Below are 19,484 nucleotides of genomic sequence, written 5' to 3' on the forward strand. Positions count from 1 at the left end.
TTGCCGCAGCGGCAACTGCCCGTCTTCACATTTGGCTACACGTCCGAGCCGCTCTCAGAACTCTCAGAACCCTGCTTCGGCTCGTTGCGCTTCTTCTTGCGGCCGCGCACGCGCTTGCGGCGGCGGAACTCGTCCTGCGGGGCGACATTCTCGGCCGTACCGCCGTGCTTTGCCGCATCGAGTGCCTCTCGCGCCTTCTTCTCGGCCCACTCGTTCGGGTCCGTGGAGAACAGCTCATAGAGGTGGTTATCAGTCGGGAACTCGCCCTTGATCGGCACGCGGGCCGACCCGAATACGAGAAGGCCCCAACCGCGGGGGGCGCCCTCGTCGATGCAGGCGACCTCGAGCGGCGACAGTCCCAAGGCGTCCGCCCAGTAGTCGCGATCCTCCTTGGACTGCTTGAGCAGCATGATGAAATCGGAGTTCTTGACGATTGCGTTGGCATCCTGGTTGCGGATCATGGATTCGGTCGACTGCGTGATGCCCGTCAGGTACATGCCGAACTTACGGCACTCGTTGGCGAATCGGCGGAAATAGTTGAGTACCGAGGGGTACTTGAACAGCGACTCCATTTCCTCGATATACAGCCATGTCCTGCGTCCCTGGTCGAAGTTGCTGTACATGATGTTTCGCACCGTCTCGCAGAACGAGATCAGCGCGAAGACGAGCATGGAGTCGGGCACGTCCTTGAAGTTCAATCCGACGGTGCGGGCCGTGAGGTCGATGTCGGTCTCGTGGTTGAAGAAGTTCGAGTAGCCGCTGACGAAGCGCTCATAGCGCAGGGCGATATTCTGCGCCATCGGCTCGGGCTGGCGCTTCAGCTCCTCGTAGAAGTCCTCGAGGATCGGCTCGCGGCCCCCCTCCATGTTGTAGCGGCGAAAGATGTTCTCGACGCAGCGCTGGATGATGGAGCGCTCCTCCTCGGAGAATACGGTCATGGTCTCGTTGGCCGCGGCCGCCGCCTGCGCGATCATGGCATCGGCCTTGAAAGCAACCTGCGTGCCGAAATCCTCGGATTCGCGGCGCTTGTCCATGCCGAGCGGGTTCAGGTGCGCGTCGAGGCCGACACCGAACGAGGCATAGGTGCCCCCCGCATGCTCGACGAGCAGCTTGTACTCGCCGGCACGGTCGAAGATGATAACCTGGTCGTCAGGCTTCGAGAGCAGCGTGCCCTCAATCTCGTTCTTGGCGAAGAATCCCTTGCCCGATCCCGTCTTGCCGGAGATGAAGCCGACGGGACTTGCCAGGTTGGCTCGGTTGCCGAACACGAGGTTGTTCGACAGCTTGTTCTGGTAGTACCAGCTACCGCCCTCCTGCTCGAGCTCCTGGGTGGCGAAAGGGACGAAGATGCACGCCTCCGACGTGGTGAACGGGCGGGAAATCTCGATGTGGTTGAGGCCGAGGGGCAGAATCGAGTTCAGACCTTGGCGCTGGCGGTACTCGAGGGTCTCCACCTGCACGCCCGCAGAAGACGCGACGTCGAGGATCTGGAGTACCTGCTCGGTCAGCTTCTCGGGGGACTCCGCCCACGTGTAGATAAGGCCGGAGAACATGAAGAGGTGCTGCTGCTGGCCTTGGAGCTGCGTCAGCAGATCCTCGGTCTCCTCGCGGGAGTATCGCAGCTCCGAGGGTAGGATCGAGTAGTCGTAGCCCTGCTGGACGGCCTTCTTCTGCTCCTCGATGGTCTCGGCATCGATCCATGCGCGGCGGGTCTTGACGAAGTTGATCGCCTTGGACTTCTCCATGGGCTGAAGATACCAAGTCACCTCGATGGGCATCGACATGTTCACGAGGTTCGCGACGACCGTGTCCTCGAGGGGGGAGTCGTACTTGCGCATGACCAGCACCTGGCAGTACTTGTCGTCGACCTTGAAGTACATGTTCGAGCCGTCGGGCTTGAAGTTGATGCTCATCGGCGCAATGAAGTCCTTCGAGCTGTCGGGACTGTAGATCGACAGGTCGCGCTCGTAGTCGAACGTGAACTTGCGGTCGGGGCGCAGCAGGGACTGGAGGACGGACAGGCGCTCGAGACCCGTCATCGGCGTGACATCGCAGCGAATCTGCTCGAAATTGCCCGTCAGGTCGGTGTTGATGCGCGAGAAGCGGGTTCGTGCCTCGATGGGGTTGTTCGCATGGATGCCGATGGTCATGTAGCGGGATCGCTTGATGTTCGAGACGCCCTCGGCGAGCTTATCGGAAAGCACCTCGTTCATCGTCTCGGCGTCCTCCTTGAGGACGTCGTTCGCCTGGCGCGACGGGTCGTAGAACTGGCGGTCGCGGATCTGGTCATGGCGCAGCGGCGTGTTGACGACGGAGAACTGCACCGTGGTGTCGGCGGGGAAATAGTTGTAGATATCGCACATCGCCGCGAGGATGGTCTTCTGGTCGTCGTCGCGGGCGTTCTGGTAGGTGATGTCGTCGAAGGAAAGGGTCTCGGAGTAGTAGCCCTCCTCGACCTCGCAGATGCCGTTCTCGAACATTCGGTTGTAGCCGATGGCATCGACCACGTTCTTGGCGTTGTCTCGGCGACGTCGCTGCTCGGCGGTGAGCTTGTCGCTCTTGGAGCTGCGCTCCTTGAGCTTCTTGGTCACCTCTGCGGCGCTTTTCGCCTGCGTGCGCTCCGCCTCCTTCGCCGCGGCGCGGGCATCGCGAATCTCATGGCGCTTGCCGACAAGCTCGCGGTCGAGCTCCTTATGCACCTTCTTGACGTAGCGCTTGCGCTCCCGCTTGCTCATCTTCGCAAACTCGGGGTCGAGTTCGAAACCGACCTCACCCGGGCGGCGGAGACCCTCGGCGAGCGTCTCCATGTTCTTGAAGCTCTCGTCCTTGTTTGCCATTAGTCGCTCCAAAATTCTTCGATCTGTCTCTTGTTGGGGGCTGTGGTGTTCATCGGCTCAAGCGGCCCGCCCGGTTCCCACATCTCCAGGCCGTTGGTCTTGTAGAGTTTCGTCAGCACCTTGCTGCTGGCTTTCTTGCGCTCGTCCGCATACGCCTTCTTGAGGGAGTCCGCCTCGGCCTTGAATTCTCCGCGGTTGCTGGCGCTGACGTAGACCAGGCACTGCTCGTTGAAGTTGTGCGCGAGCCACAGCGGCGCGAACTTCTCGAAGTTCATGCCGTGGGGCGTATAGAAGCCGATGAGGGCGGCGGGAGCCGCGGCGAGCCATACGAGGTAGATGACGTCGTTGATGTCCACGTGGAACACGAACGTGCAGAGCAAGCCGAAAGCCAAGGCGCAGCCCACCGCCGCTCCGATACAGATGATCGTGCGTGCGGTGAGGCCGCCGATGACCTTGGGCTGATACTCGGTTACATCCTTGTGGACCGGTACCGACAGCACCCGCTTAGCCTCGCACCCAGCTGGTGTCGAGCGTACCGAAGTACAGGGCTGCGGCAGACACGATGACGCCGCCGATCAGCGTGCCGACGCCAGCGGCGATAGCAGCGCCGTTGCCCGAGGCGCCGTTGTGGACGTTGATGCCGATGGTGACGCCGCCCCAGACGACCATGATGGCGCCCAGCATCTGAATACCGCCCTTGAGCAGGGAGGTGATGTTGCCGAGGATGCCGCCGGCGGAATCGAGCTGGCCGAGCTGGACGGTGGCTACGGCAAGGGCGTGGTAAATCGGGTTCATGTGTATTCCTTTCAGGTGTATCGGTGCAGATGTGCTAAATCGACCAAGTAGCTTGAAAATGCCTTATTGGTCCAAATGCGCCAAATGTGTTACTATGCGTATGCGCCGATAAGGCGCCAGGGTGAGGAGGTTCGTGAGAACCGCTGTCATCTCCTGTCTAGCGCACCCATGAACTGTTTGGGGCCCGCAAGGGAATGCAGGTAGGTCGTTCGCGGCCGGGGTGCGCACCGCATGTCAAGGCGTCGGGCCGTCACGGGTCCGGCGCTTTTCTTTTTCAGGTGCTTCGGTAGACATGCGATCCTCCGTACCGGGTACAGGGCGGCGGCGTGCCGACCCAATGGACGCCACGAAGATACACGGCGCGGCCGAAAGGCACCCACGTCTTGCCGCAGCGGCAACATCGAGGCATTCGCGCAGTTAACGACCTCGGGCAGATGCAAAAAAGGGGCTCGCCGGACGCTCCCGTGAACCCCTTGCACAGAATCAATAGAGCCGCTGCCCTCTATTCCGCCTTGCCGGTTGAATCCGTATCGCGGGACTTGTAGTGCTTGCCGACCTCGGCATCCGATCGACCACGCAAAGGCATCCGCCGCGGCATCGACTTGGATTGACTCGCGAGGCGTGCGGAGTACTCGCGTTCCTCGCGGCGGCGCTTCTCCGCCATGTACTTCTTGATATCGAATCCGGGCGTATCGGCCATCATCCTGTAGTTCGGATGCTCCGTGAGCGGGTACTTCTCATCGACGATGGGGTTGGCGCCGTTGATGAGCACGACGCATTCCGTCTTGGGGAGCTTTGCCACCTCGGCGGGATCGATGAGGGCGCGGCCGACGGTCTGGCCGCTCTTCGACCAGCTGCCCTGTCCTCCGTGGCTCTGAGAGTAGTTCTCCTGGAAGACGGTCTGCTGGCCGCAAGAATCGGAGATGAACTCGCAGGTCGAGGTCGTGCCCTTATTGGCCTTGCCGCCGCCGAGATAAAGGACGGTATCGCAGCAGCCCACGATGGAGTCGGCGGTCGCCTCGTCGTAGAGCTCGGCGAGCTGGGACTTGGCCTGCAAGATGACCGACATCGCGATGTTTCGCGAGCGCAGGACGGAGATGAAGCCCGAGATGTCGGCGGGAAGCGACAGGGAGCGGTACTCGTCGAGGATGAAGTTGACCGGGCGCGGCAGCTTGCCGTTGTATTTCTCCAAGGCCTTGTGGCACAGGACTCGCACCGTCTGGTAGACCATCATTCCGTGCAGAAAGCCCAGCGTCCTTTGGTCCGTGTCGTCGAAGATGGCGAAGATCGCGTTCTTCGAGTCGGGGTCTCCGAAGCGCTCGAGGTGCATCTGATCCTCGCCGACGACAAGCTGCTTCACTTCGGCGGCGGTGAACGGCGCCAGGCGTGCGTTGCAGGTGATCAGAATCGACTTGAGCGTCTTGCCGGCTGCGGACTGGAACTTGCGGTAGTTCTCCAAGGCGTAGTCCTCGGTGGGGTCGAACCCGCGCTTTCCGTTCTTGTGGACGTTGTCATACGGTCGCTTGTTGTCCGAATGACGGCGGAATGCCGACGGGACGAGGTCGAAGCGCTCGCCGTCCGCGCCGGTGTAGACCGAGATCTCCTCCGGTGCGTCCGAGGGGGTCGGGTTCTGAGCTGCACGCTCCTTGACCTCGGGATTCTTCGGGTTGCGCTTGACCCGTCGCATACCGGTCTCGATTTCGTCGAAGATGAGGTCCAGCGGGCTCTTGTAGTTCTCGTTGGACTCGGATGCCTTGGCCATCGACAGCAGCTTGAGAAGGCCGCCGATGTTGTAGTCCTGGGCGGGGCAGTAGTCGCGCATGAACGCGATGAGCGCCATGTAGAGCATCTTCTCGGACTTCTCCCAAAACGGGTCTCCCGAGCTGGACTTGGGAGGCGTCGTCATGGAGATGAGAAGTCCCGCGAACGACTGGATTTCGAGGTCGGTCCTGACGTAGTGGAGCGGGTTGTAGATCAGGGAGCGGTCGGGGAAGAACGTGTTGAACGAGCGGATCTCATAGCCGTTGTTCGTGAGCATGTTGCCGACATCGAGCAGGAGGTCGCCCTTGGGGTCGGTGATGAACAGGTCGGAATTCATCTGGCACACGTTGGGCTTCACATAGTAGCGCGTCTTGCCTGCGCCCGAGCCGCCGATGACCAGCACGTTCATGTTGCCGTCGTAGTTCATCGAGAAGCCCTCGCGGCTCCAAGCGCGACCGGTGCTCTTCGAGAGAAGCAGCGCGTTCGCAGATCCTTGCGGATTTTTATCCTCGATGAAAGGCGCGAGTTCCTCGGTGGTGGCCCACCGCGCCGAACCGTGCTCCTCGCCGACTCGGGTGTTCTTCTGCCCATAGACCAGGCACACCATGGCAATTGCCCAAGGGATGCAGATTCCGAGGAGCATGCCGAGCATGCCGGCGTCGTTCGTCAACAGACGGAACGGATGGGCGGCGATGAAGCCCCACATCTCCGCAGGGGCGGCCGTGAGGCCCTCGAGCATATCCGAATAGGAGCAGGCGCAGTCGACGAACCTGTTGCCGAGGTAGGCGAAGGGGAGGGTGGCAGCCGCCGCGCCCAAAAGCGGCGCCACCTCTTTCGTGACCTTCATTAGCGGTTCACCGTCTCGAGCGAGACGTCCTTCTCGGCTTGGGCAGCGGAGCGGGATGCGACATATGCGGCCTCTTCGCCCTTGTCACTCATCAGCTCGTCGATGTTGCGTTCCTTCATGCTGACGGGCTCGTAATCGGGGTCGTCATCGATACATTCGGCATCCGAATCGAGCTTGTCGGGCGTCCCGTCCCCATCGCGGTCCTCGGCGGCATCGCGAATGCCGTCTCCGTCGGAGTCCCCGGTGCCGGGGGCATCCTGCCCGTCGGCATAGGGCGTGGAGAGGTCACCGTTATGGGCATCGGGGCGAGCCTGGACGCAGTCCGCCGTGGTCTTGCTGTTGGAGATATCCTCGTGTAGCTCGGCCTTGCGGGTCTCGCGCGACAGCGCCTCGTCCGCATCGGCGGCGCTCAAATCGCCATCGGCTCGGACTGCCGGCGCGGACTCCACCGTCTTCTCGGCCAGTTCCTCCTCGGCGATAGCCTCCGTGGATTCAGGTCCGGTCTTGCCGTCTGCGGCGTTGCCGGCGGGACTCTCCTCACCGCGTGTCTCATCGACGTCATCGAGACTCGGGGCGAAGACCCCGCCATCGTCCGGGTCGCGCACATCATGATCTGGGTCTACACCCTCATCTGCACGCTCATCGGCATCTGCACGATTATCGTCTCCATGCTCGGGCTCGACCTCGGACGTCGGCATATCGACACCCATATCGCCGCCTGCCTCGTCATATCCATCAGTCCCATCTTCGATGAGCGGAGGTTCGAATTCCACGCCGATGCGGTCCTTGTAGCGCTGGCGCATGAACAGCTCGCCGCGCTCGGGTCCCATGGCTTGGATCTTCTTTCCCTCGATATCGAGGGCTTCCAAGGCGTGATCTGCATCGCCTTTGTTGACGATGACTTGGTTGCCGATATGGCGGGCGTTGATGTCGTAATCCTGCAAGATGGAGCAATAGTAGGCGGCGTTGAACGAGGATGCCTCGTTCTCGAACTCTCCGAACGTGAAACGGGTGCAGTCCCCATCGGGCAGGCTTTTGATATAGCCCTTGTCCGCTTTGCCCTTATCGAGTTTGTCGAGATTGATGATGCGGGCGGCATATCGATGGTCTCGGCTGATGTCGTAGATGGCATCTTGAATGGTGTGGGTGCGCTTCCCGTGACTGTCCTTTCCGTCTTTCGGATGGACGAGGAAGTGGCCGACGACGGTGGAGTTGGCAAATAGTTTCGGGGAGATCTGCTTCAACTCGCGAAGGGTCGCCTGCGCTTCAGCGGGAGAATCGAACCAAGTCGTCGTATAGTCTTGTTTTTTCATCCCCTTGCCGTTGTTCGATAGGCCCTTGGCCGCCGACTTGGCGTCTCGGGCTTCTGCTCGCAAGCGGTTCGACTCATTGATTTTGTTCCTGAGCATCTCCCTGCCGAACATCTCGAGTATGTTGAGCAGCTTGATTCCGGCCTCATCTGAAATTGATGGCATATCCTCTACCTCCGAAGGTCGCTGTGACCAAGCCCAATGCTCAGCCACAGCGCAGGCTACATCGGAGAGAGAAACCCCCTTCGGGTCGTGCCGCAGCGGTTAGATTCAACCGTTTCGCATCGACTCAACGGGAGTGAAGGTGCCATCTAGCGCCAAACGCCCATCGATACGGACTGGCCGTGCTCGTTTTCGGCGAGGATGCTGCCGTCGGACTTGTAGATGAGCTTCTTGACGAGGAACTTCTGGAATCCCGACCCAAACGCGACGGTGGTCACCTCCCCGGGGAGAAGCCCATGGGGTAGGGCGAGGCTTTTGACGCCGTCGGCTTCCTGCAAAGCCGCCGAGGCCCCGTCCGCACGCGATGACTCATCGGCGAGCTTCATGTTGACGCGCTCGAGTTCCTTGGCGAGCCTGCTTGAATCCCGCTCGGCCGCACGTGCGCGGCCCTCGGCATCAGTCGCGCGTGCGGTGGCTTCCATCAGCTTGGACTCCGCATCCTCGAGGTCGTCCTTCAAGTTCGAGCATACCGAAAGCTGCTGCCGCAAGGCGCCGACCTTGCCCTTGTAGCTTTCCAGGTCTTCCCGCAGAAGCTCTACGGCTCGCGCCTCGCCCTCGGCTCGGTCGGCTCGTTCGCGCTCGGACTCGACCTCCTTCTGGAGACGCTCCAACTCATCCTTGTGCGAATCGCTGACGGCACGGTTGACCTCTTCCTGCTTGGAATCGAGCGCCTCCTGAAGCTCCGCGATACGCTTTTCGTATTCCGCCGCGTCCTCTTCGAGCTTGCCCTGTGCCGCCTGCACCTGCTCGCGTAGCCGCTCCTGACCGCGCACCAGCTCTCCGATTTTCTGATCGTAGTCATGGCGCTGGCGGTGGTTCTCCTCCCGTGCCGCCTGAAGGTCCGCCTTGATCGACTCGCTGTTCGCCTGCACGGCCTCAAGGGCTGCGGCCGCATCGGCTCGTGCCTTCTGGGTCTGGGCGAGACTTTTTCCGAGGGCCTCGTTTTCCCGCGCGAGCTCGCCGATCTTGTCGGCGCTCGACTGTTCGCTGTCGCGCAGGTGGCTGGCGCCTTGCCGCTCGACCTCGAGCGAAGACTCCAGCTCCTCGATCCGGCTCGATGAATCGCCGAGCTTACCCAGCAGTTCGTCCCGCTCGGCCGAAACCGTCTCGAGCTCGGCTTTGGTCTGGGCGACGGAATCGTGCAAGGCGGCGTTGTGGTTCTCGAGCCTCTTCATCTGCTCATCCGCAGCAGCCTTGAGCTGCCAGCAGCTCTCCCGAGCTTCCTCGAGCTGCCTCTCGCGGTCCTCTGCCTGGTTTTGGAGGGTGGACATGTCGAAGGCCAGCTCGCTAGCGCGATTCTCGGCCTCCTGTGCCCGAGCGACAAGGCCGTTGACCTCATCTATCGACATCCCGCTCGTGTTCTCTAAACGGGAGCGCAGGCCGAGAACTTCCTGACGGAACTCCTCCTTCTCGCTGCGTTCGCTCTCGATTTGGTCATTGGCCTCACCGAGACGTTCCAAGAGGCCCTGCGTCTTGCTCCGCTCGCTATCAAGGAATTCGAGCGTCTCCGCATTGATGCGCTTGAGGTTCTCAATCTCATCTGCGGCTGCGGCGTTATCTGCCGCAGCCTCCACCGCCGCAGCCATCTCGGCACACTTGTGCTTGAACTCCTCGCATTTGCGCTCATGCTCTTGCTTGGTTTTCGCGAGCTCGGCCTTTACGGACGAAAGTTCGGCCAAGGCCGAATCGCGCTTATCACGAGCCTCGTCAACGAGCCGTCTGGCCTCGGCGCGAGCGGCCTTCATGCGCCGTGCGCGGTTACGTGAGCTGTGAGCCGCCTTGCAGGGGGCGTCTGCAGGCAATTGTCCCATTGCTTCTCCAATCGGATCTTAGTTTTCCGTCAACTCGTCGATATCCTTCGGCACCTCGATGCCCTTGACCGAGCACATGTAGCGAAGGGCCTCGCGTCGGTTCTTCGCGCGGGGGGCGATCATCGCCGAGTGGTAATCGCCCATGAACGTCCAGATGATGCCCGAGGTCGTCTTGTTGGCGGTGAGGCAGTACTTCCTCGCAAGCGCCTCGGCTTCATTCGCGCATTCCGAATCGTTTTCGGGCGCATCCTCGTGGCTGGTTCCCGCAGATTTTCCGCTGGCCGCTCGGACCTTCTTCAGATAGAACCTAAACCCGTCCGCGCGGCGAAGCCAGTTGAGCGGGAACATCGCGTAGCGCTTGAAGGCGGCCGAGCCGCCTTCGGAATTCTGCGTCATGAGCTCATCGAGATAGAGGTCCCACGCGTCGCATATCTCATCGGCATCGGCACCCGCGTTCATGGCATCGCGGATCGCGTCCATGGTCCTCTCGAGGAAGATGCCGTCGCAATGCTTGGGAGACGAGTCGGCGATGAAGCGGGCCGCATAGCGGACCTCGGCGCTCCAGCCGCCTTCACCGCCCGGCTCGCCGTTTCCACTCCCTTCGCAATGTCTATCTCCCTCGTTGGGATTATCAGAAGAATAAGAAAAATAATTATCATTATTATTCTTATTATTATTTATATATACGTCGCGTTCAGAAGAAGACAGGTCGCTATCCTGCGGTTTTGCTGCATCTCCGCAGCTAGATGACGCTGCGGTATCTTCATCAGATTCGACGTTTGCGCAGGTCGCGCCGATACGACAACTTGGCGCATCGTTGTGACAAAATGACGCATCGATGTGACAACTTGGCGCATCGTTGTGACAAAATGGCGCATCAGCCTGACCTGCGGATTGTTGAAAACTCGAGTTTTCAACAGCCGAGATGTGACAAGTTGGCGCATCAGCCTGACCTGTGCTTTGTTGAAAGTCGAAATCGAGGATTTGCCCGCCCCGCGAGGCGGAAACGGGTATCGTCGCCTCAATCGCGGCATTGATTTTCTCCTGGACGGCGAAGTAGGAGCGCGGCGATTTCATGCCGTTCGCCTCCCTGCCGGTACGGTACAGCTCGGTGTAGCCGATGAGGCCCGCCTTGCAGAGGCTGTCGAGCGCACGCTGGACGGAGCGGCGCGAGATATACAGATCGAGGGCGAGCTGGTCCTGCGTGACGTAGTAGCCGTATGCCGAATGATGGCTCATCGAGTAGATCTTGGCGTAGACCGACAGCTCGGCGCTGGATGCCTTGAGACCCAACCCGGCCGGGTCCACCATCCAGTCGAATACGGTATAGAAGTTGCGGTCGAGCGCGTTATCAGGACATCTTGTCGTAGGCACCGTCGTCGACCTCGCTTTCGCTTGACCCGTCAGCCAGCTTTGCATCCTCGGTGCCGCTGTCGGCATCGGCGAGAACCGATTCCACGGCATCGTAATCGCACTTGAAGCTCATCGACAGGCCGTCCTCGTCCATGACGGCGCAGACGAGTCCCTTGGCAGCAAGCTCGTTGAGCGTCTTGAAGACTCGCGCGATGCCGTGCTCGGCCGCCCTGCGACCGCGGGCTGGGGCAGGGCAACCCTCATCGAGGGCCTGCGCGATATATTTCGAGGTGATGCGCTCACGGGCGGGGTCGTCGGTGCAGTCGCGCTCGAAGATGAGCGCGAAGACGATTGCCTTGGCGTTGTTGAGGCCGAGACGGCTCATCCAGCCGTACTGCTTCCAGTAGGTCTCTTGCTCCAGACGGTTGTTGCTACGATTGTTGTACGCGAAATCCATGATAGTCCTCCTATTTTGCTATCGACATGACTCTGCTCCGGCTGTTTCGGCCGGAAGGCGTTTCGATAGGAGAGGGAGAGCTGGGTGACTGCTCGCCGACACATGCGACCCAAGTGCTCGGCTCGTTCTCGCCGACATGGGTGCGCTCGATGTAGCCGCGTTCGGACAGATCGCTCAGAACACGCCTGACGGTCGTGACCGATGTGTTGCTGAGGAACGCGAGCTTAGGTTTTGAGACGCTGAGGCCCTTTTCGCCCGCTTCGCAGACCAGGGCGAAGATGATGAGCTCGTTTCCCGATAAATCGAGATCGCGCATCATCCACGGGTCGATGGTGAAACTCATTTGAGATCACCTGCCAAAGTGCACGTGCATGGCGAAAAGACCCCGAAGGGCTTGATACCCTCGGGGTCGATAGCTAACAGATTGCACGGATAGGCGGCAGCGTTCACAGCCGCACGCCCAGCAGGGCGGGTCATGCAGTTCATCTCCTATCGTCCGGCTTGGGGAACCGGTATGCTTTGATTTTGTGGCGCTATGCCGAGCTTGTCAACTAGGCATTTTTGAGAAGGGTCTTGAGTAGCAGCTTGCCGAGCTGGGCTTCTCCGATCTGGTCGATCAGTGCTTCGTCCACCTCAACTTCGTCGTTTTTCATAAGAGCCGCACTATCGGGCGCACCTGCGCCCAGAAGGGTCTCGTCTCCGAAGATATCCACGCCGTATTTTTTGAAGAGCGGGGCGTACTGCTCTTTGATTTTCTCCCTCGCAAGGCAGCGCTCGCTCACGCTCTTGTAGAGAGCCTCGTAGCTGATCCCCGCGAGCTTGAAGATATAATCGCGGTTGAAGGTGAAGCGGTTTTGGAGGCGTTGGTACTCGACGGTATCGGCGCGACACATTGATTGGAGCTTCGAGCGGCTGCAACCGAGGACTTTGGCGGCCTGGTCGGAGTTGAGAACGAGCGGGAGCTGCAAGAGCTCCTCATCGCTGAAGGATGCGGACTTGGCGCTCTTTTTGACTGCGGTATTCATCACGCTACATCTCCTCCGCGACAGACGCGAAGGATGGATTTGCCATGCGCTGCATCTGCTCCTCGACGGCAGAGTCGAACGCGTCCAAAAGACGGGCGGCGCCTTCCGCGGGCAGCATCGCCCTCACAAACACGAATTCACTAGCGGTCGGCTCGCGAAGGAAGTTGCACTGACAGTCGAGAAGCTCGGCCCCGCCGACCGATTCATTGATAGCCGTGGCGAACAATTTCGTGTCCTCGACGTAATCCAAGAGGATTTTGGATGCGGACTCCAGTACAGGGTTTGCGGTCATCATGTCTCCGTAACTAACGAACTACTTGGGGCATAGTTGACGAATGTGGAATGGTGTTCCTCATTCGTAGCTACGAGCGAGATATTAACCCTTTTTTCTATTCTGGGCAATATAATTTGGAATCGTAATTTACATACGTGGAAATTACCTATTTGCGCGATTTATATCTACATACGCGATAATGACTTCCAAATCATGTATTCTGTAGCCGGGTAGTAACCTGATCTACAGATAGGGGAGACCATGACCTTCAAGGAGATTCTTGAGAAGTACGGTATCACGGCATCGGAACTCAGCCGCAGGTGCGGGGTTTCGACTTCAACCTTGAGCACCTTCGTGAACGGCAGGTCGAAATGCCAGAACATGCAGATCTCCACGTTTCTGAGGATATGCAAGGGCTTGGACATTCCGTTTGAGACATTTGTGGAAGACCTGTTCGATGGTGAGGAGGAGAACCCAGGAAAGAAGGCGCTTCTCTCGGGTGACGAGGAATCCCTCGTGAGCGATTTCAGGGGCTTCAACGCGCAGGCGAAATCCTGCCTCATGCGCGTATCGAGCGCCATGAAATTGGATCCCACCAACATGCAGAGAAATCACGAGGTGCAGGTCGAGAAGATAGAGCCTGATGACGTGGAAACAAATCCGGATGTCGCAGGGGAAGCCGATTAGCTCGTCAGGCGGCACCGGTGCTTTTCAAGCTACAGCTACCGAGCTACATATGTAGCCATGTAGCTGCATAGCCGCCTACATGACGCTATACAGACATATCGAGAAAGATAGGAGTTCGATACCATGGCTGGGAAAAAGCCCACCGCGGCTCCGAAAAAGCAGGTAGCGGGCAAGGACCGCCCCTACTCTAAACTGGAGTCGCTCATCAAGGGATCCGGATACTCAAACAGCCAGGCGGCAAACCTTGCCGGCATTCCGGTGAGCACGTTGACGACGATTATCCGCCCTGAAACCGACTTGGGAACGGTCCGCGTCTCTAACTTGCTCGCCCTTTGCCGGGTCTTGAACATAACCATAGAGCAGCTCTTCGACACCGAGATGCCGGTAGCCGACGACACCGATGCCCCTGTCGGGCAGAGGCTTGAGTTGGTCACGCTGTTCAATCGCCTCAATACCGAGACCCGCGGCGAGCTGATTGGCATAATGAGGAGCCTTGCGAAAGACCCGAACCGCCTGATGGTCTGGCCGAGCGAACGCGACTGACCGATTTTACAGGTAGCCGTGTAGCTCGATACTCAACTACACGGCTACAGAGCTACACGCCTACCTAGCTGCCTGAATACCCGTGCTACTTCAGGCAGACGACATACCACTTGCCGCCGTCGGCGATAATCGACCTGCGGTGCGTCCTGTTCCCGCGACCGATGACATAGACATCGCGGACATACGCGAACCTGCCCGCGGTACGGGACGGGCACATGAGCGGCGCACCGCTACTCGAGATGGCAAACCTTCGCCCATCGGGCCAGATGATGCATGTCGGGTTGCCGCCCGCATCCTTCTCAACCGACACCTCCACGAGATTCAACTGATCTCCAACCATTCGCCCTCCACAAGACAGACATCGCCATACGCCCGCGAAGCCGCGGGCTTTATTGATTAAGCGTCCCACGCGGCTACCGTCCACATGGGGCGCTTGCCGCAGCGGCATGCTCCACGCTCATGTCAAGCCACGGCGATGGCGCTCGATCGGCCTTTTCCTTCCATCGCTATGCATCAAAGCCGGCTACACAGCTACACGGCTACCGTGCATGTCACGTAGCCGACTACCGAGCTACACGGCTACAGCCAAGCCGATTCCGCTGCTAGACGGCGCTTTACGAGGCAATCCCACGCAACCTTGACCGCCACCTGCTGCCGCTGCGGCAACAGGTGAATGGCAATGCATGGATTGGCGTATTTTCACGGGGCTAGCAAAACCTCCGAATGGAAGGAGACCTCGATATGCGCAAACGCGAGGCAAAGAACAAGAAGACGATTTTGAAGCCGGCGGTGACCATGGCCGTGACTGCAGGCCTCATGCTGTCCCCGGTCATGCAGACCATGGCATTTGCCCAGACGGCATCCGCAGACGGCGATCAGCTAACCACCCAGACCGACATCCAGAAGGTCACCGAGCAAGCCGTAAAGGATGCCAAGGCGACCATGGATCTCGCCAAGGGCAAGCTGGACGAGGCAAACGAGCAGCTCGATACCGCGAAGGCCGCCATGAATGCCGCACAGTCGGCACAAGCCGACGCCCAGACCGCATACGATCAGGCAACCGCCGACGCTGAGGCAGGTGAGGCCGATGTACAGGCCGCGTCCGATGCCAAGGCTGCAGCCGACCAGAAGCTGACCGAGGCCAAGGCCGCATATGATGTCGCCGCCGCAAAGCGAGCCGACGCTGCAAAGGCTGCCGAGCAGGCTGCTGCAGCCTACGAGGCCGCAAAGGCGGGACGCGCTGGCGCGTTCGAGAAGATCGAGACCACCAAGCAGGTATGGACCGACGCCAAGGCAGCGGTCCATACCGCGAAGAAGGCCGTCGAGAAGGCCCAGCAGGGCGTCGACGAGGCCGAGGCTAAGGTTGCCGACCTCGAGCAGCAGGTATCCGATGCCCAGGCGGCCGAGGATGCCGCCCGCAGTCAGCTCGATGCCCTCCAGTCCGAACTCGACCAGGCAAACGCCGAGCTTGCAGACGCCCAGAAGACGCTCGATGAGAAGCAGGCCGAGTTGGATGCGGCGCAGGCCGACATGGAGGCCAAGAAGGCCGATTGGTACGGCAAGGTCCACGCCTATCTCGATGCCTTCGGCAAGTGGGGCGATGCCGCTATCCAGAAGCTGACCCAGGCTAAGGATACCGCCCAGTCCAAGGCGGCAGATGCCCAAACCGCCCTCGACCAGGCGAACGTCAAGCTCGAGGCGGCCAAGCAGGCCGTCGCCAACGAGCAGACCCGTCTCGATGCCGCAAATGCCACCGTTCCCCAGGCAGAGCAGAACATCCAAGACGCGAAGGCCGCTCTCGCTGCAGCCCAGGACGAGTACGACCTCATCAAGTCCATCGCGGACTCCCTGCCCCAGTATCGCCAGAACCTCGATAATGCTCAGCAGAAGCTCGAGCAGGAGCAGACCGCCTATACCGCAGCCGCAAATGCCTACTACCAGGCTCAGGTCGCAGGCACCGCGACCGAGGAAGAGCTGACCTCCCTCATGGATGCGGTCAACGCCGCCCGTGACACCTTCCAGCAGGCACAGGACATCTACAACGACATCAAGGTCGCTGTTGACGAGCGTGAGGCCCAAGCCGCCACGCTCGGTGATAAGCAGGCCGCGGTCGATGTTGCCCAAAAGGCAGTCGATGCCGCGCAGGCCTCCTACGATGACATCGTGAACAACTACATCCCGACCTGCGAGGCACAGCTCAAGACCGCCAAGGATGATCAGGCGGCCGCACAGCAGGCCGTCGCGGCCGCGACCGACGCCAAGGCCGCAGCCGACAAGGCCGCCAAGGATGCGTCCGATGCGCTGGATGATGCCCTGAACCATGCCGGCGATCTCGAGCAGCTGAATCAGGCTCAGCTCGAGGCGAACAAGGTCTTTGCCGATGCTTCCTCCAAGTATCAGGGCTTGAAGCCTGGCGTTGAGGATGCCGCCGGCGTCCGCGACCAGGCGAAGGCTACCGCAGACGAGAAGCAGGCCGCCTACGACCAGGGCGCGGATGAATTCGATGCCGCGCATGACAAGACCGCTCAGCTCCAAGGCCAGCTTTCCGATGCCCAGACCGCCTTGGTCGAGGCTCAGAAGTCCCTCGAGGATGCCGTAGCCGTGATTGACGTGAAGAAGGGCGAGCGTGCCGCCGCGAAGGCCGCCTACGAAAAGGCCTTGGGTGACTACGAGGATGCGGTCACCGCCGAGCAGAAGGCGCTGGATGCCAAGGAGGCCGCCGATGCCGACCTGGCTGCGGCCCAGCTCGCATATGACGAGGCTGAGACTGCCTACCAGAAGGCCGCCGTGGCTGCCGCTACCGCTGCCGCAGGCAAGGACGAGGCGGAGCAGAAGCTCGCCGAGCTCAAGGCCGCTGCCGACAAGGCCAATGGCACGTTGATCGAGGCAACCGCCGCCGTCAAGCTCGCTCAGGGCGATGTCGACACCGCTTCCGCCGCCGTGGATGAGGCTCAGGCCTACTACACCGCAGCCGCCCAGGACTACAAGAACCTCTCTGATGCCTACGAGGCTTCCAAGACCGAGAATGGCAACGGCACCATCGCCGGCGGTAACACCGAGACCGGCACCGAGGACGGTAACGCCAACGGTGCCGGTGGAGCCGGAACCGACCAGGCTGCGGGTGCGAACGGCAAACAGGCCCAGGGTGAGCAGGCTCAGGCCGCTGCCGCTTCCGACCAGAAGGCCCTGCCCCAGACGGGCGACTCCACCGCGCTCGAGGTGAGCGTCATCTCCGGCATGGGCGCAGCCGCGATTGCCGCAGCGGGCATCGCACGCCGCCGTGGTCTCCATGCTGCGCTCTAGATCCTAGCGGTCTAGACCCCAAGCCCTTTCCCCTCGAGAGGAGGAGCCGCCGAAATGGTGGCTCCTCTTTTTTGCTTCACTGCGTAGCTGCACGTCTACCGAGCTATCTTGTTACACGACTACGGAACTACAGAACTATTCGGCTACACCGCTGCCAAATGATTACATTCGAAGAGACTCCCTCATATCAGATGATTACTTTTCTTATTCTTCTTATTCTTTTCCTCATTCATCTGGACAATCGTTTGGCAAGCTCGTCTATGCGTCTATGCGTCTATGCGTCTATGCGTCTATGCGTCTATGCGTCTATGCGTCTACAGAGCTACCGAGCTACATAACTACACGCCTACTGAACTGCGTGTTCACACACAGACTGTTGGCAAGAAAAGAGCGCCCCGGAAGGCGCTCTTTGAATTCAGCTTGAGTTCCGTTGAGATGCCTAATGCTCATCGACCGCCGCGATACGCCTGCCAATCCATCTCATGACGGGAACCGCCATGGAATTGCCGATGGCCTTGTAGCGCGGCCCATCGGGACATTCCTCGGCGGGCTTGCCCTTCCAAGCGATCAGCGTATGCCCATCGGGGAAACCCTGCAGGCGTTCGCACTCGAGCGGGGTGAGCCTGCGGACGAGCATAGGGTTAACCTCCGCGGGCTTGTCCGCGATTTCAGAGGCAACCATATGCGGGTGGTTCGCGAGCAGCGTGAAGGCCGGGTCGCCGTCCGCACCGACCCCAAGGCCCGTCCCGCGACCCAGCTTCTTGTCACGGGTTGCGATTTGCTCATTGATGGGATAGGTGCCGCCCGTGCATGCGAAAGTGGCCTGCTTCATGCCGGGTCTGGCGGCAAGCGCCCCGCTGAGGGTCCCATCGCCGACGATGCGCACCTCGTTGCGCACGTTCTGCGCGAATCCGAAGGGCGGCAGGATGCCATTCTCGCGAGCCCAGACGGCGGGACCGGATGAGGTATCGAGGGTCGGGAAGACATCGGACTCGCCGACCCCCAAGCCGTTGCTGCTCGAGTGGGCGAGCTCGCAGACATATGTCTGAATATTCGTGCCGTCCACCACAACGGGGGCGTCGTCCTTGCCCATATGTGCGGTAAGGCATCCCGCGATTTCATCGCTGATATGGCAGTGCGCCTGCGTGCCCGTCATGCAGACGATGTTTTGGCCCCTATCCGCGCACGGGGACGAATCTCCTCGGGCCGTGAGGCACCCCGCGATCTCCGTACCGTACTGGGACATCGCCATGACCTGTTGGTCGGTGCCACTCAGAGGCAAGACTGCCGGAGCGTGCCAGTCAGCCGTGAGCGTGTTCGCCTGTTCCTCCGCATAGCCTATCGTGTTTGCTCGGGGCGCAGCGGAGTACTTGAAGCCTGCGCACGCAGCGCTGCGTCCAGCTCGGCGGGCAAGCTCCTTCCTCTTTTCACGGCTCGATTGAGGATACCCTGACAGGCAGTCGGGCTCAAAGAGAACCTCTGCGGGGGATTCGGCTCCAAGATGTCCGACAAGAAACAGACGGCGGCGTCGCTGGGCCACTCCGAAGAATTGCGCGTCCAGAACTCGCCATGCGAGACTATACCCGAGTTCATCCATTTCGCTGAGCAGCTGTCCGAAAGCCCCCCCATCTTCGCTCGTGAGCGCTCCTGGGACGTTTTCCCATAGAAACCAGCGAGGACGAAGTTCCTGTACGCATCGAATGTACTCGAACATAAGGCCGGATGCGCCTTTGAGGCCTTCGCGCTTACCCGCCACCGAGAACGATTGACACGGGGATCCGCCAACAACAAGGTCGATAGCTCCATCGATTTCTTCCTTCCAGTCGATTTTGGTGATGTCTCCGAGGTTGGGGACGTCTGGCCATCTCTCGGCCAGCACGGCGCACGGGAACGGCTCGATTTCCGAGAAGGCCAACGGCTCCCAGCCGAGTGGCTCCCAGGCGAGTGTCGCCGCCTCGACGCCTGAGAAGATGCTTACATAGCGAAAGCCCAAGGGGTCCTCCTGACCGCGAACCAACAACGGTTCCCAGTCTCTGGCACCCCGAAAAACCCGACGGAGTCTTGCCGCAGCGGCAATTCCCCAGCTAGATAGTGATCTACCGACCTATTTCAAATTGAGGTTTTCGTCCTATGGGGCTTCGCGACTATCGCGCTGCGTGCCTACCCTGCTACACAGCTACAGAGCTACACGCCTACACGCATAGGAAATCAGAACCACCCTTAAAAAGGGTGGTTTGCTCTTAGGGTATAACCCACGGG

General features: G+C 60.3%; 16 protein-coding genes. 3 read left to right on the forward strand and 13 right to left on the reverse strand.

Annotated features, from left to right (window positions below):
- Window positions 1–35 precede the first annotated feature (35 nt).
- From DWZ01_RS07635 to DWZ01_RS07685, 11 genes are all read right to left on the reverse strand, one after another.
- Window positions 36–2,837 carry a VirB4-like conjugal transfer ATPase, CD1110 family gene (locus tag DWZ01_RS07635; RefSeq protein ID WP_117848544.1) on the reverse strand — a complete coding sequence of 934 codons (2,802 nt, stop codon included), beginning with the start codon at window positions 2,835–2,837 and terminating at the stop codon, window positions 36–38.
- Window positions 2,837–3,337 (reverse strand): PrgI family protein, encoded by a 501-nt coding sequence (locus DWZ01_RS07640; RefSeq protein ID WP_158557016.1) that lies wholly within the window; start codon window positions 3,335–3,337, stop codon window positions 2,837–2,839. The genes DWZ01_RS07635 and DWZ01_RS07640 overlap by 1 nt, the downstream gene beginning before the upstream one ends.
- A 4-nt stretch (window positions 3,338–3,341) precedes the next feature.
- Window positions 3,342–3,632, reverse strand: coding sequence for a hypothetical protein (locus DWZ01_RS07645; RefSeq protein ID WP_117758863.1), 291 nt, complete (start codon window positions 3,630–3,632; stop codon window positions 3,342–3,344).
- Window positions 3,633–4,134: 502 nt separating this feature from the next.
- Window positions 4,135–6,240 carry a type IV secretory system conjugative DNA transfer family protein gene (locus tag DWZ01_RS07650; protein WP_117848546.1) on the reverse strand — a complete coding sequence of 702 codons (2,106 nt, stop codon included), beginning with the start codon at window positions 6,238–6,240 and terminating at the stop codon, window positions 4,135–4,137.
- A complete protein-coding gene (locus DWZ01_RS07655; protein WP_117758865.1) occupies window positions 6,240–7,715 on the reverse strand; it encodes a hypothetical protein in 1,476 nt (491 codons plus the stop codon). Before DWZ01_RS07655 ends, DWZ01_RS07650 begins: the two co-directional genes overlap by 1 nt.
- 146 nt (window positions 7,716–7,861) lie before the next feature.
- On the reverse strand, window positions 7,862–9,583 hold the full coding sequence (locus tag DWZ01_RS07660; RefSeq protein WP_147332637.1) for a hypothetical protein: 1,722 nt from the start codon (window positions 9,581–9,583) through the stop codon (window positions 7,862–7,864).
- Between the two features lie 18 nt (window positions 9,584–9,601).
- The gene (locus DWZ01_RS07665) at window positions 9,602–10,957 is read right to left on the reverse strand and encodes a hypothetical protein (RefSeq protein ID WP_147332638.1); all 1,356 of its coding nucleotides are present in this window, start codon (window positions 10,955–10,957) and stop codon (window positions 9,602–9,604) included.
- On the reverse strand, window positions 10,935–11,393 hold the full coding sequence (locus DWZ01_RS07670) for a hypothetical protein (RefSeq protein WP_117848549.1): 459 nt from the start codon (window positions 11,391–11,393) through the stop codon (window positions 10,935–10,937). The genes DWZ01_RS07665 and DWZ01_RS07670 overlap by 23 nt, the downstream gene beginning before the upstream one ends.
- Window positions 11,394–11,403: 10 nt before the next feature.
- A complete protein-coding gene (locus DWZ01_RS07675; protein WP_117758869.1) occupies window positions 11,404–11,736 on the reverse strand; it encodes a MarR family winged helix-turn-helix transcriptional regulator in 333 nt (110 codons plus the stop codon).
- Window positions 11,737–11,944: 208 nt separating this feature from the next.
- Window positions 11,945–12,418, reverse strand: coding sequence for a hypothetical protein (locus DWZ01_RS07680; protein ID WP_199412415.1), 474 nt, complete (start codon window positions 12,416–12,418; stop codon window positions 11,945–11,947).
- A gap of 4 nt (window positions 12,419–12,422) precedes the next feature.
- Entirely contained in the window at window positions 12,423–12,710 is a 288-nt protein-coding gene (locus DWZ01_RS07685) for a hypothetical protein (protein ID WP_117758871.1), read from the reverse strand.
- Between the two features lie 243 nt (window positions 12,711–12,953).
- Between DWZ01_RS07685 and DWZ01_RS07690 the strand changes: the two genes are divergently transcribed.
- A complete protein-coding gene (locus DWZ01_RS07690) occupies window positions 12,954–13,379 on the forward strand; it encodes a helix-turn-helix transcriptional regulator (protein ID WP_117848551.1) in 426 nt (141 codons plus the stop codon).
- A gap of 123 nt (window positions 13,380–13,502) precedes the next feature.
- Window positions 13,503–13,922, forward strand: a complete 420-nt coding sequence (locus DWZ01_RS07695; protein ID WP_117758873.1) for a helix-turn-helix transcriptional regulator — start codon at window positions 13,503–13,505, stop codon at window positions 13,920–13,922.
- A gap of 85 nt (window positions 13,923–14,007) precedes the next feature.
- On the opposite strand, the gene DWZ01_RS07700 is transcribed toward DWZ01_RS07695, so the two are convergent.
- Window positions 14,008–14,262 (reverse strand): hypothetical protein, encoded by a 255-nt coding sequence (locus tag DWZ01_RS07700; RefSeq protein ID WP_117843365.1) that lies wholly within the window; start codon window positions 14,260–14,262, stop codon window positions 14,008–14,010.
- A 401-nt stretch (window positions 14,263–14,663) separates the two neighbouring features.
- On the opposite strand from DWZ01_RS07700, the gene DWZ01_RS07705 reads away from it, so the two are divergent.
- A complete protein-coding gene (locus tag DWZ01_RS07705) occupies window positions 14,664–17,225 on the forward strand; it encodes a hypothetical protein (RefSeq protein ID WP_117848552.1) in 2,562 nt (853 codons plus the stop codon).
- A 439-nt stretch (window positions 17,226–17,664) separates the two neighbouring features.
- Here DWZ01_RS07705 and dcm read toward each other — a convergent pair whose 3' ends face one another.
- The gene (gene dcm, locus DWZ01_RS07710; protein WP_147332639.1) at window positions 17,665–19,218 is read right to left on the reverse strand and encodes a DNA (cytosine-5-)-methyltransferase; all 1,554 of its coding nucleotides are present in this window, start codon (window positions 19,216–19,218) and stop codon (window positions 17,665–17,667) included.
- Window positions 19,219–19,484: the final 266 nt, after the last annotated feature.

The organism is Collinsella sp. AF28-5AC (genome assembly GCF_003457875.1).
Lineage (GTDB): Bacteria > Actinomycetota > Coriobacteriia > Coriobacteriales > Coriobacteriaceae > Collinsella.